Here is a 13,929-nt window from a genome sequence, read left to right on the forward strand (position 1 = left end):
TTTTTACAATTTTTATACACTAATATATATAGTAAAGGTGCAGACCTTTCGGTGGGGATACAACAATGAATAGAACACACGATCCTTTGCAAACCATTAGATGGCTGACATACATGATGTTTTTTATGTTTGCTATGACATCTGATGCGGTTGGTATGATCATTCCAGAGCTTATCAATGAATTTAACTTAAGCATGACTCAGGCCAGTGCCTTTCATTATGCACCAATGGCATTAATTGCCTTTAGCGGCCTATTTTTAGGTTTTTTGGCTGATAGTTTTGGTCGCAAGCAAACCATAATGCTGGGACTAGGCTTATTTACAATAAGTTGTTTCTTATTTGCCGTTAGCAGCAGCTTTAGTATATTTGTAGTGCTACTTAGCTGCATTGGCCTTGCTATTGGCTTGTTCAAAACCGGCGCATTGGCGTTACTAGGTGACATCTCTAAAAACAATTTAGAGCATACAAAAACAATGAACTTGGTCGAAGGCTTCTTTGGTGTTGGAGCCATTGTAGGCCCTGCACTTGTCAGCTTTTTAATCACCCAACAGGTAAGCTGGACTTATCTTTATGTCATCGCTGGGGTCTTATGCTTAATTTTGACCTTAATCGCTTGGCGTGCAGAATACCCTAAACCTAAAAAGCTTGAAAAGCATGCTAAACCAGCATCACTTGCAACCACAATGAGTATGATGAAAAACCCCTATGCACTTGGCTTTTCCTTAGCAATTGCTCTTTATGTTGCGACCGAAGTGGCTATATATGTATGGATGCCCACTTTACTTAGTGATTACAACGGCCCATGGCAATTACTGGCAACATATGCGCTAACCCTATTTTTCATTTTACGTGCTGCAGGGCGTTTCTTAGCGGTATGGCTGTTAAATCATTTAAGTTGGCAAGCGGCAATGCTGTATCTAAGCTTAGGCATTGCTCTTTGTTATTTAGGCTTAATTTTTGGTGGCGTTGATTGGGCGGTATTCTTATTACCATTATCGGGGCTGTTTATGTCGATGATCTACCCAACTTTAAACTCGAAAGGTATTTCTTGCTTTGCGGTTCAGCAACACGGTGCGGTCGCTGGGGTTATTTTGTTTTTTACCGCCCTTTCGGCTGCAGCGGGGCCGTTATTAATGGGTGTGATCAGTGACTACTTTGGTCACATTCGTTACGGCTTTTATCTCGCAACAGGTTTCGCATGTTTATTGTTTTTAGCCATGCTATATAACTATTTACGTGACCCTGCTGAGCAAGCATTAGCGCAGCACAGCGCGCTAAGCCACTAAATAAAACTCTTAAAAATCAATTATCGAACATAAATTGTGCAAATTTTTCGCTAAAAAACTTGCATTATGTAAAATTATTGTTATCTTTACTTAATCGATTAAGATAACAATTTAGACAACAAACCATCTGGGATTGAGACGAGGCACATTATGACAACACACAAACATGCCCTTTATACATTAAGCGCGCTTGCATTAGCAGTAAGTCAAAACTTACACGCTGAAGAGCAAGCACAACCAGAGGCTAAAAAAAGCGGCCTTGAAACGATTGTTGTAACAGGTGTACCGCGCCGTACGACAATTATGGCATCAAGTTCTTCAGTTAGCAGTGTTACATTAGCTGAAATTGAAGTATCAACACCACGCTCTACCGCAGAAGCATTCAGAACAATCCCGGGTGTACGTTCAGAATCAACTGGCGGTGAAGGTAACGCCAACATCGCAGTACGTGGCTTACCAGTTGCATCGGGTGGTGCCAAATTCTTACAACTACAAGAAGACGGCTTACCTGTGATGCAGTTTGGCGATATTGCTTTTGGTAACGCAGATATCTTCATGCGCTTAGATTCAACAGTACAAAGTGTTGAATCAATCCGTGGTGGCTCAGCATCTACAGCGGCAAGTGATGCACCAGGCGGTATCATCAACTTTATTTCTAAAACCGGTGAGAACGAGTCTGGCAGTGTATCAACCACTGTAGGCCTTGATTATGACTCAATTCGCACAGACTTTGAGTATGGTACTTATCTTAACGACAGTGTGCGTTATCACATAGGTGGTTTTGTTCGCCAAGGCGAAGGCCCGCGTGAAACTGGATATACATCAAATAAAGGGGGCCAGATTAAGGCGAACCTTACTAAAGAATTTGATGCCGGCTATGTGCGTGTTTACTTTAAGCACCTTGATGATAAAAGTGTAGGTTACCTACCTATGCCTATGTACTCAAATGGCGATTCAATCCCTGGTTTTGATGCACAATCAGATACGCCACATTCAGCACTTTTCACACAAACACTGCGTTTAAATGGTGATAATCAAATTAGCACTGGTGACATGACTGATGGTATGAATCCGGTTGTTACATCTGTTGGCTTTGAAGCTGCTTTTGATTTAGATAACGACTGGCGCATCGAAAACCGTTTTAGAACATCATCTGTAAGCGGTAATTTTATTTCTCTTATTCCAGCTGAAGTAGCAAGTGCAAGCTCAATTGCCTCTAGCATTGCTGGTGATGGCGCATCACTTGTTTATGCAAATGGTGGCTCAGCAGGCCAAGCTTATGGCGATGACGATTTAGCAATGCGCATCCACACATTCGATGTAACACTAAACGACATGGGTTCAATAGTTAACGACCTTAAGTTAACTAAATCGTTTTCTGATGACACAAGCATGACCTTTGGTTACTTTGCATCAAGCCAATCAATTGATATGTCATGGCTTTGGAACTCATATGTTATGGAGTTAAAAGGCGATAACGCAGCATTACTCGATGTGTACGCTGCTAATGGTGATAGCTATTCTGATAATGGCTTATATGCCTATGGCACTCCTTATTGGGGTAACTGCTGTCAACGCAACTACGATACAGAGTACGAAACACGTGCACCTTACATTAACTTAGCAACTAAATTTGGTGACCTAAGCATTGATGCAAGTGCTCGTTACGATTCAGGTGAAGCGCGTGGTAACTACGCAGGCGCCGTAACATCAACTGTTGATATGAATAGCGACGGTACAATCTCAATTCCGGAGCAAAGTGTAGTTGGTATAGATAACGCAAACCCAAGCATTGTTAACTATGACTGGCACTACAGCTCATACTCAATTGGTGCTAATTACCAAATTGATCCAAGCTTTGCGACATTTGCTCGTATTAGTAAAGGCGGCCGTGCAAATGCAGATCGCTTACTATTCGGTAAAGTAGAAGCGGATGGTTCAGTTGCTGAAGCCGATGCGATTGATGAAGTAAATCAATACGAATTCGGTGTGAAAAAACGTTTTGATTCACTATCAGTATTTGCAACAGCATTCTATGCAGAAACTGAAGAACAAAACTTCGAAGCCACATCGCAAAAATTCTTTGACCGCGAATATGAAGCCAAAGGTATTGAGGTTGAATCAACTTACTACGTAGGCGATTGGGATTTCCGTGGTAACTTTACATGGACAGATGCAGAAATCGCTAAAGATGCGTTATCGCCGGAGTTAGTAGGTAATACACCACGTCGTCAAGCTGACCTTATCTACTCACTAATGGCCACTTACAACTTTGACAAAGGTGCAGCGGGTCTGAGCTTTATTGGTACAACAGATGCTTACGCACAAGATAGTAATGATCTTCAGTTCGATGGCTACACACAAGTAAATGGCTTTGTAAGTTACAACTTGTCTGAAAACTTAAGCCTATCGCTTAATGTGAACAACCTGTTTGACACCGTAGGTATCACAGAAGCAGAAGAAGGCTCAGTACCAGATAACGACATTATCCGTGCCCGTACTATTAACGGCCGTACAACGTCGCTTACTTTAAAATATTCTTTTTATTAATCACTAAACTCCCTTGTTTTAGCCCAGTTTTTACTGGGCTTTTTCAGCTTTAATAACCAGCTTTCCAGCCTCAATTGAGCAAATAGTCGTAATTACTCCCTTTCTAGTAAAAAAACAGATAATAAATTATCACTTTGTTCTATAATCAACGTGCGCCACAAGTATTAATCCCTTAAAATGATTAAGTATTATTGCGAATTGGTTTAACCATTTGAATTAGGAACATGCATGTTTGTCTCACGCAAAAGCCACTCTTTACTCCAAGATCAATACAACGCGCTATTAGCTGAAGTTGAGGCACTCAAAGCCGACAATCACGTTCTGCGTGATGAAAACGAGCGCTTAGAAGCTCAATTACATCATCATGCTGATGATGCAGATCAACTGTTCCTTGCTAATTTATTGAATAGTTCGATTGAATGTATCACGCAAATTGAGGGCGTACGCCAAACTGTTCTCGACTCATACCTTGTTATTAAAGAAGAAAGCCAAGTCACTTTACAGATCAGTCAACTATTAAATGACTCAAATAATGCGCTGCAGCATATCGTCAGTGAAATGGCGAGTATGGCAGGCAAAATGGGGAGCATGACCAGCAACATTACTGGCTTGTCTGATATGGCTGATAGCATCAATACCTTTGTATCAACCATTTCAAAAATTTCAGATCAAACCAACTTACTCGCGCTTAACGCCGCCATTGAAGCAGCTCGTGCTGGTGAGGCTGGTCGTGGCTTTAGTGTTGTTGCTGATGAAGTACGTACGCTTGCTACCAACACGAATAAATCAGCACAAGAAGTGTCTGATTTAGTAAAAGAAATCATTAACAAAACGGGTGAAACTGTCACCTCGGTTGAAGATATTCAGCAAAATAACACCCAGCTTTCAACAAGCTTTGATACCTTGAACAACGACTATAGTTCAATCATGAATCACTGCAATTCAATGAAAGAAACTATTATTAATGCCGCTACTCGCTCATTTGTGCAAACTGTAAAACTAGACCATATTGTATGGAAAGGTGAAGTATATGCGGTTGCCAATGGTACAAGTAACAAGTCGATTGATGACTTTTCAGATCATACCATGTGTAGACTAGGTAAATGGTATAACTCTGAACAATCAAATGGCTTTAAACAGCTCAATGCTTATCGTCAATTAGAAGAGCCACACCGTGAAGTGCACCGTAATGGTGTTGAAGCGTTAGTGATGCTACAAACAGGCAATAAAGACGCAGCTATTAATCACATTAATAAAATGGAAGCAGCAAGTGAGCGTGTCATGCATATACTTGATCAAATCGCTAACGGCTAATTACTAAAAATAATAAAACCGAGCTCTGAAGCTCGGTTTTTTGATCTATTTAAGCAAGTTACTCAACTAAACCTTCTTGCAGCACCGGCATTACAGCACTTTGTTGTTCTTGGCGCTTCACATAGCTAAACAACATTAAGCATCCAAGGGCTAAACTTGCAGCTAGCATAGAGCCAAGAGTGGCGAATCTAAAACTATAAAACTGTGCAATAACGCCTGTTGCCCCTGCCCCGCACATAACACCAAGTTTAATGGCGTTCGTGTAAAACGCTGAGGTAAACCCTATTCGCTCAGGAAGCTGATCTTGTAATACGGTTAAGCCAATGCCTGCAAAAATACCGTAAAACAGGCTGTTCAATACTTGCAGCGCGATTAAATGCCACACTTGAGTGGCAAAAAACACTCCTAAATAAAATACAATGGCACAACAAAATGCCACCGCAAGCATCGAGACTTTACTGTATTTTTTAGCTAGCTTTGCTCCATACAGCATGATAGGAATTTCTAACAGTGCCACGACCCCCATAAACAGTCCTGGGGTATGTTCAGCAAACCCAAGTTCAGTAATGCTATAAAGTGGCAGTGCCGATGAATACATAATATTACCCGTTGAACCAAGCATTATCGATAAGCCTAACAACCAAAATGATAAACTCGCTGCGGCTGCAGGCTCTGAGCCGTTTTGCGATTTTTTAGCGCTGTAGTCAGGAATAAACTTAAATGCAAAGATTAGCGCAATCAAAGCGCAAAATGCAGCGAAGTAAAACGAGTGACTAAACTCCCCCCCTGCAGCTAACATATAGCCCAGCGGAGGGCCTCCCACCCAAGCAAATGAGATAGCAGCACGTAAACGCGAATTAAAGCTGGTAATGTCTATATTCTGTTGACGTCCAGCCCATTGTCGTGCAACCGTCATCATTTGCGGGATTGCCGCATTTCCCATCGCTAGAAATAACACACCTGCGAGTAGCACTTGCCAAAATGCAGTGGCATTTGCAAAGGTCACTAACGCGCACATCATGCCTGCTACAGCCGCCATAAATAACTTACGTGCACTTGTGCCTTTATCAGCCATGCCACCCAGCCACTGACTGATAACTAAACCCGTAATGGTTACCGACACCATATAAACCCCCAAATAAATGGGCGGTGTTTGCAGCCCTTCAACTATAAATAAGCTCATCAAAGGGTTAACGAATGCCCCCATTAACCCTGTTAGCATACTTAGAAGAATAAATATTACACCATGCTGTTTAAACAATACTTTCACTATCGACCCCACATCAATACAACAAGTGAATAGATAATTTAAAGGGCGCAAATTATACACAGTTTTAATGAGAACTTCATTTTGTAATACAAATTAAAATACACGTGAATTTAATAGTTAAAGTCTATTACACTAATAAAAGCGCTCAGCATTACCTAATAAAAAAACTTCACATAAAGACTGCTATAAAATGCAAATGCCTTGACGACTTATGAATAGGTTTATATGAAATTTATTTACACACCTACTCTTATAATCAGCGCTTCAACATTCACTAAAGACAATGATGTAGCTGTGGGTTATACCCAAAACTCTTTTACAACATCCCCTCGTTGCAGCGTATTACTTGAAGACGTTCATGTAATTCAAAAACGGCAACGCTTTGCATGTAAATATATTCCTAAGTGTGTGGTTAATACTCGTGGTAAGGATGCATAGGGGTAGCTGCGAGTAAAAATCTCGAAAACTTAATCATTGCCGCTCTGTTTGAGCTAGCAGGTCAATAAAGCAAAACAATAAAAGACCATGTATTGAACTTTCTGCTTAATTCTCCATCAGAGGTAAATACCTATAGCATTCAGTCAATTAAGTTTATTTATGAAATGGATTACTTTCTCCAAATGCGCTTATTCCCTCACTGTTTTAGCCATAATTATTACTGTACTCATAACCATTGATAATTTTGACAGTTCACAAAGCCTTCCAATTGGCTTCGTTCTATGGGGGATTTCACCTTACCTGTTAATGGCGTGGATGGTTGAACACAGTAAAACAAGAATGACACAGATTGCCTCATTTATTGTCACTATCATTTGTGTCTTATTTGGTATTGTGACCTTAGGTTCAATTTATTTTTCTCATGACGCACAATCAGCGTTGGTGTTTGTTTTTGCTCCATTATGGCAATGGCTGGGACTATTAATACTATGTATTCCATTGTACTTTATGAATAAATATACAAAACAGTCTCAATGAACGAAATAAATCAAAAATTTTATCTAATAGTAAGTATGCCTTCAGACACACTTACTATAAATTTCAAATCGTGATCTGAACAAACAGCTCAAAGGTTGTCATCAAGTAGTTTATAAAAACGTGATGTTACGCCATTTGTCCAACCAAACCCCTGTTGCACTGTGTACTCACCACCACCTGCACGGCTGACTAATTCACACACATTGTACTTTTCAAGCAGGCATTTATCCTCTGCAAAACGCATTTCAATCATGCTCAACCAATTTTTCATAATCGCTTGTGCTTCGCTGACAAAACCATAATCAGTTAAACCTTTTACAGCAAACCATTGCAGCGGCGCCCAGCCATTAGGGCTATCCCATTGTTGTGGAGTACTACATAATGTTGTAACTAAACCACCTGGTTTTAAAAACTCACTCATCAGCTTTTGTTTTACTTGCTGGGCTTGTTGTACAGATGCAGCACCAACAAACAAAGGAACGGCCATTGCCATTGAATCAACGCTGCTTTGCTGATTGAGTCGAATGTTGTAATCACGGTAAACACCTGCCTCAGAATTCCAACAATAGGTATTGATAGTATCTAGGCGAAGTGTAGCCAGCTCAGCAAAGGACTGACTCTGTTGCTCTGCACCAAGTAAACGGTAGAAGCGAGCTAAAGTGTGTTCTGCATTATACAATAAGCTATTTAAATCAATCGGTATGAGATTGGTTGTTTCAATACTTTTTAGGTCACTATGATCGCGTAGCCAACGGCTACTAAAATCCCAGCCAGACTCGCATGCAGCTCGAATATGCTGGAAATAGCTTTGCTGCTGCTCAGTTGTTAGCCCTTCAGCGTCATGTAAATCTTCTTTTAATGACTCTGGACGAGGTGTTGCCGCACTATCCCAGTAGCGGTTTAAAATAGCCTTATTAGGCATTTTAACAACACGCCTAATGGCAGGCGTTTCAATGCTAAGGTCGTTACAGCCAGTCATCCAAAACTGATACTCTGCTTCAAGTGCTTTTACAGCGTTTGCCAGCCAAGTTAAATCAGCCTCAAATTTATATTTAGCATCCCACAGCATCGCTAACATCAACGCTAAAACAGGAGGCTGTGAGCGTGAGCTATAATAAACACGGTTACCATTCGGAATACAGCCATTACGCTTTTGCAGGTCAATAAAGTTATTTACCATTGCTTCAATAGTTGCTAAGTCTTCAATATCTTCTAAACCAAGTGCGGTAAAGTAACTGTCCCAGTAATAAATTTCCTGAAAACGGCCACCTGGTACAATGTAATCAAATTGCAGTGGCATAAGTGAGCTTGCTAAATCAGTATCGGCATTTCTATGTAGGTGTGGCCATAAATCAAGAATATATTGCTTAACTGATGTGGAATCTAATGTGGCACTAGGAATAGATTGATCAGCAAATATAAAATTCGACATCACAAATTCTCGTAGTTCATCGCCTTTTAAAGGCCCAACAAGTTGATATAACTCGCACGCACTTTGCCAAGACAATTTTGGCACTGCATCGGCAAACATTTTTGAATCAGCAAACACTTCTGCTAACTGTACGTCTTTAAATAGTTGGCTATTAACGAAATTCATGATAATCCCTTATTTTACGTTTGATGCTTCTAAATACTGTGGCTGTAAGGTGATTCTTTTAAATACGGAAACAGTAATTAATAGCAAGGCTATTGGCACTAATGTCAGATAAAACGCGTGTTGACCACTGAACTTATCAAATACAAAGCCCGTAATAATTGAGCCCGTTGTGCCACCTAATGCAGAGAAAACGACGATTAAACCAGTCATAGCAGCATGCTTGTGCTTAGCAAGTGAACTCAGCATCACAGAGTTAAGTAACGGGTAAATCGGTGCCATAAAAAAGCCAATCAACGGCAACATATATGCAGCAAAAGGCACATCAAAAACACTTTTCACTTGGCTACCATCAACATCATGAGTTAAAGGCAGCACCAACACTACAAGTACACCCATAGCGACCAAACAGCCCATTAATAAACTAAACCAACTAATAAACCTAAGTACTTGCCCTGCCACTAAACGGCCCAGCGCCAGTGCCGCAGCAAACAAGCTAGCAAGTTGAATACTTACATCTACGGGTAATTTTAAAACTTGATTATTAAAAGTAGGTAACCAAGTGCCTACTCCCTGCTCTATAAGTACATACATAAATGCACTTACAACGAAAATGAGCACCAATGGTTGATAGGCCAGCTTTAGCATATCAATAAAGTCATGCAGCTGAGATTGCTGATTTGTTTTTAGTTCTGGTGATTTTATTGGAGCTGCAATGACTGAAACAAACGCTACAGCAACAATCACTGCAAGCAAGTAATATACATTCAGCCAGTGACTACTTTGCGGGTTATCAGCATCTATAAATAACGCAAAAATCCAATAGCCCGATAACACCCCTAGCATAAACACTCCTTCTATAGTGTTTAATAAAGCAGAGTGCTTATTTGCATTATCAGTCACTTGACCAATGACAGAGTAAACAGAGATTTTCATCACAGCAAAGCTGCAACCAATTGCGGCAAATAGTGCTTTTAATACCCAAAACTCAGCAATACTCGGTACAACTAAGCACATAATTGCAACCAGTAATAAAGCACCGAGCATGGCAATTTTATAGCCCAAGCGAGGAATAAATGACGCCACTAAAAATGACACAATAGCAATACTTAAATCCTTAAATCCTTCAAGAACAGACGCCTGTGTTTTGCTTACATCTAAGCTATTTATTGCTTGTAAAATAACAGTGCCTACACTATTGAGCATTAAAGCAAAGACAAAATAGCTGCATGCCAGCGCGATGGTTATTCTTATAGGATTCATTCACTTCAACCTATGATTATTTTTACTCAGTCTAGTTTAGCGAAAAATAAAATGCAAACGTTTGCATTTAAAATTACACATGTCGCTAACATTCAATAGGTTTAGCGCTGACTAGATTGCCTATTTACTAGTTCTATTTCAACAACTTGAGACTCTACCGACTGCCCTGCTAACTGAGCTAACAACTTTTCAACAAGAATGACTGAGGCACGTTGAGTGTTTTGCTTGATACTCGACAACGAAGGATGACTGATATCCGCCATAGCAATATCATCAAAGCCCACAAGGGCAACGTCATTTGGAATGCTAATGTAACGCTCTTTCAGGGCTTTCATCGCACCGAAAGCCACCATATCACTACATGCCATAATGCCATCAAAACAAAGCCCTTTTTCTACCAATAATTGGTTAATTCCTTTGTAAGCAGCGCTACTGGTGATATCGATAGAGAGTACGTGAGGTGTGGCTTTTGCTGCAGAAATGGCATCTAAATAACCACGATGCCGTTCACTAATTTCAGCATGCCCAGGGTCGCCTAAAAACAAAATGTTTTTAGCGCCATTTTTCAATAAGTGCTCAGTCGCTAGGCGACCGCCTAAATAATTATCGCTGCCAACAATTGGGTAACTGCTGGGTGTTTTTGGATCGCCCCACACAACTAAAGGAACACCTGCATTCGCTGCAGCTTCAATATTTGCTTGGTTTTTACCTTGGCCGACCACAATAATGCCATCTGCGCGGCGGCTATTGATAAAGTAATTAGCCCAATCATCACTGGCCATAAATGAGTTAGAAAGTAATAACTCTAAGCCAAATTTGTTTAACGCTAAATTTATTTCACCGACAATTTTAAGTAAGAAAGGATCATTAATAGACTGCTCTGTATCACCATCAAGGTTAATAATAACCGCAACAACATTGGTTTTTTGGGTGCGAAGGCGGCTAGCAGCTGTGTTTAAACTAAAGTTATGTTTTTTTGCCAACTGTTGAAGCTTGTCACGAGTTTCCTGTTTTATCAATGGGTTATCATTGAGCGCGCGGGATACTGTCGACGTAGAAACACCGGCTAACTTAGCAAGATCGGCTAACTTTAATTTTCTATCGTTCATGAAACTGAAACACTGCCTTCCTTTAAAACATAGGCTGGCAATATACCACCATTTTGTCTAAATCGCTGCGCCATTAAGCATAATATTTTTTCAGTAAGCATAAACAGGCAAACTCATTCTGAGAGTAAAAAAAGGACAAAAAACTGAAAAAACAAATTGCAAACGATTGCATAAATCTCTATGGTTTATAAAAGCAAGGTGTTAACAATTCAAAATATTCGCTAATACATTGCTTTTAACAACATAAAAAATGGGAACACACAATGACAACTACATACACACGCAGTGCGCTAGCCTCTGCAATTTTGCTAGCTTTGAGTGGCCAGACAGTTATGGCTGAAGAGCAAACTGAGCAACCAGCTAAAGAAAAAGTTGAACGAATTATTGTATCTGGTACGCCAGCGGGTATTGGCGTACGTAAAATTGATGCAGGCTATGCCGTTACCAATATCGATGCAGATCAAATTGTTAAATTATCGCCAAAAAGTACTGCTGATTTATTCAAAGCAGTACCGGGTGTGTGGGTAGAAAGCTCGGGTGGTGAATCTGGTGCTAACGTATTTGTACGTGGTTTTCCTGGCGGTGGTGATGCACCATTTTTAACCTTAAGCCTTGAAGGTTCGCCAATTTACCCTGCGCCTACTTTGTCATTTTTAGAAAACTCGTCGTTATTCCGTTTAGACGAAACCATTGAAACAATGGAAGCATTACGTGGTGGTCCAAACCCTGTTGTTTCAAATGGCCAACCTGGTTTAACAACTAACTTCCGCCTTAAGCGTGGTAGTGAAGATACCGAAGGTGTATTCAAATACACAACCTCAGATTATGACTTACAACGCCTTGACGCTATGGTTAGTGGTGAGATTTCTGATGATTTATATTTCATGGTGGGAGGTTATGTTAAAAGCTCTCCAGGTATTCGTGATGCTGGTTTTACATCAGAAAAAGGCAGCCAGTTCACAATTAATATCACTAAAGAATTAGAAAACGGCACCATTAATTTATACACCCGTCAAACAGACGACCACGGTGCTTGGTACTTACCTACGCCACTAAATGTTGATGGTGTTGATGCAAGCTACACGCAACTGGGTACTTTAAATCGCCAAGCGATAATTTACACAGGCGCAAATAATGATGAGCAACAAATCGATTTAGGTGAAGGCCGTGGTTGGAAAGGTCATGTTTCAGGCGGTAGCATTAAGCTTGAATTCGATAACGGTTGGAGCTTCACAGATCGCTTCAACATCACCAAGGGTGATGCAAACACTTACGGCTTAGTACCGGCAGGCTCTGCAACAACGGTTGGTGCAGTGGCTGATAACGGTGAAACAGCAACAGGTGCAGTAACTGGCACAGAATACGATGCAGGCACTGCGGTTCAACAACTTGGCCGTTGGGTGGTTTTAAAAGAAATTAGCGCATTCACCAATGATTTAGCATTCGCTAAAAAGCTAGATAACTTATCACTAGCATTTGGTTATTACACAGCAAGCACATCAGCAAATGACTGGTGGAGCTTAGGTAACACTGCGTATCACGTACTTGAAGCAGGCGGCGAAATGCTAGACGGCATCGAGTGTAATGCAAGTGTTGAGGGTTGTGGTTTTAACTACGATATCAATTCGACAGGTGATGCACGCACCAATGCGTTTTATACAACCGCTCAGTATAAATTCAACGATGACTTTACACTTGATGCGGGTGTTCGTTTTGAAAGCCACGAAGTTGAATACTCAGTTGATGAAGGTCTTGATGGCGTAATCGACAAGTCAGTTCAATATGACGAAAGTAAAACATCGTGGACAACAGGTATTAACTACTCAATTAACGATGACATGGGTGTATTTGCTCGTGTAAACCGCGGTTATAAAATGCCTTACTTCGATGATTTTCGTGATAACTTTGGTGCATACGAAGGTGGCGAAAAGTTAATTAAAGAAGTAACACAAGCCGAGTTTGGTTATAAGTTACTTACCGATAGCACCGATTTCTACGCAACTTTATTCACTAATGAAGTAAAAGGTGACACCTTTGTTCGCCGCCCTGGTGTACCCGCTGAAATCTTAACAAACGAAGCATACGGTATTGAGCTTGATTATAACTACAACCACGAATCTGGTTTCTCAGTTAACTTAAACTCAACGCTTCAAGAAACAGAAATCACAGAAAGCCCGAGCAACGAAGGCAACGAAAGCCAACGCCAGCCAAAATGGCAAGTACGTGTAACACCAAGCTATGACTTTGAAGTAAGCGACATGTATGCCACCTTATACGGCACAATCTCAGCGGTTGATGATCGCTTCGGCGACAACGAAAATACGGTTGTTTTAGAAGGTTACGAAAAAGTAGACATTGGTTTAATTGTTGAACCTATGGAAGGTATTAAAGTGCAGTTAGCGGTTGATAACTTAACTGACGAGCAAGGTATCACTGAAGGTGATCCTCGTAATGCTGACGCACCGAATGGTCGTTACATTATGCCTCGTACTACACGCTTAAGCATTAGCTATGAGTTTTAAACTCACCTAACTCCCTTGGTTGTTATGCAATCAATACCCAAGCCAC

At 40.6% G+C, this 13,929-nt stretch carries 9 protein-coding genes; 5 read left to right on the top strand and 4 right to left on the bottom strand.

The window, feature by feature from the left end:
- Window positions 1-65 precede the first annotated feature (65 nt).
- From QUE86_RS16800 to QUE86_RS16810, 3 genes are all read left to right on the top strand, one after another.
- Complete coding sequence (locus tag QUE86_RS16800; RefSeq protein ID WP_130052794.1) at window positions 66-1,286, top strand: MFS transporter; 1,221 nt, start codon at window positions 66-68, stop codon at window positions 1,284-1,286.
- A gap of 150 nt (window positions 1,287-1,436) precedes the next feature.
- A complete protein-coding gene (locus tag QUE86_RS16805) occupies window positions 1,437-3,836 on the top strand; it encodes a TonB-dependent siderophore receptor (protein ID WP_167657470.1) in 2,400 nt (799 codons plus the stop codon).
- 228 nt (window positions 3,837-4,064) lie between these two features.
- On the top strand, window positions 4,065-5,150 hold the full coding sequence (locus QUE86_RS16810; protein ID WP_286260690.1) for a methyl-accepting chemotaxis protein: 1,086 nt from the start codon (window positions 4,065-4,067) through the stop codon (window positions 5,148-5,150).
- Window positions 5,151-5,208: 58 nt separating this feature from the next.
- Here the strand turns inward: QUE86_RS16810 and QUE86_RS16815 are convergent, their stop codons facing one another.
- Window positions 5,209-6,420, bottom strand: coding sequence for a sugar efflux transporter (locus QUE86_RS16815; RefSeq protein WP_286260691.1), 1,212 nt, complete (start codon window positions 6,418-6,420; stop codon window positions 5,209-5,211).
- A 225-nt stretch (window positions 6,421-6,645) separates the two neighbouring features.
- Here QUE86_RS16815 and QUE86_RS16820 point away from each other — a divergent pair, with 225 nt between their 5' ends.
- Window positions 6,646-6,858: a catalase gene (locus QUE86_RS16820; RefSeq protein WP_167657467.1), complete on the top strand. Its 213-nt coding sequence runs from the start codon at window positions 6,646-6,648 to the stop codon at window positions 6,856-6,858.
- 625 nt (window positions 6,859-7,483) lie between these two features.
- Here the strand turns inward: QUE86_RS16820 and QUE86_RS16825 are convergent.
- From QUE86_RS16825 to QUE86_RS16835, 3 genes are all read right to left on the bottom strand, one after another.
- Window positions 7,484-8,992, bottom strand: a complete 1,509-nt coding sequence (locus QUE86_RS16825) for a trehalase family glycosidase (RefSeq protein ID WP_250662272.1) — start codon at window positions 8,990-8,992, stop codon at window positions 7,484-7,486.
- Between the two features lie 9 nt (window positions 8,993-9,001).
- Complete coding sequence (locus tag QUE86_RS16830; RefSeq protein ID WP_286260692.1) at window positions 9,002-10,252, bottom strand: MFS transporter; 1,251 nt, start codon at window positions 10,250-10,252, stop codon at window positions 9,002-9,004.
- Window positions 10,253-10,353: 101 nt separating this feature from the next.
- On the bottom strand, window positions 10,354-11,361 hold the full coding sequence (locus QUE86_RS16835) for a LacI family DNA-binding transcriptional regulator (RefSeq protein WP_286260693.1): 1,008 nt from the start codon (window positions 11,359-11,361) through the stop codon (window positions 10,354-10,356).
- Window positions 11,362-11,624: 263 nt separating this feature from the next.
- On the opposite strand from QUE86_RS16835, the gene QUE86_RS16840 reads away from it, so the two are divergent.
- On the top strand, window positions 11,625-13,883 hold the full coding sequence (locus QUE86_RS16840) for a TonB-dependent receptor (RefSeq protein ID WP_130052801.1): 2,259 nt from the start codon (window positions 11,625-11,627) through the stop codon (window positions 13,881-13,883).
- Window positions 13,884-13,929: the final 46 nt, after the last annotated feature.

It is taken from the genome of Pseudoalteromonas apostichopi (assembly GCF_030297135.1).
Taxonomy (GTDB): Bacteria; Pseudomonadota; Gammaproteobacteria; order Enterobacterales; family Alteromonadaceae; genus Pseudoalteromonas; species Pseudoalteromonas apostichopi.

Coding starts and splice junctions, on each gene's coding strand:
- QUE86_RS16800 (WP_130052794.1), top strand. CDS start 66: ATGAATAGAACACACGATCCTTTGCAAACCATTAGATGGCTGACATAC.
- QUE86_RS16805 (WP_167657470.1), top strand. CDS start 1,437: ATGACAACACACAAACATGCCCTTTATACATTAAGCGCGCTTGCATTA.
- QUE86_RS16810 (WP_286260690.1), top strand. CDS start 4,065: ATGTTTGTCTCACGCAAAAGCCACTCTTTACTCCAAGATCAATACAAC.
- QUE86_RS16820 (WP_167657467.1), top strand. CDS start 6,646: ATGAAATTTATTTACACACCTACTCTTATAATCAGCGCTTCAACATTC.
- QUE86_RS16825 (WP_250662272.1), bottom strand. CDS start 8,992: ATGAATTTCGTTAATAGCCAACTATTTAAAGACGTACAGTTAGCAGAA.
- QUE86_RS16830 (WP_286260692.1), bottom strand. CDS start 10,252: ATGAATCCTATAAGAATAACCATCGCGCTGGCATGCAGCTATTTTGTC.
- QUE86_RS16835 (WP_286260693.1), bottom strand. CDS start 11,361: ATGAACGATAGAAAATTAAAGTTAGCCGATCTTGCTAAGTTAGCCGGT.
- QUE86_RS16840 (WP_130052801.1), top strand. CDS start 11,625: ATGACAACTACATACACACGCAGTGCGCTAGCCTCTGCAATTTTGCTA.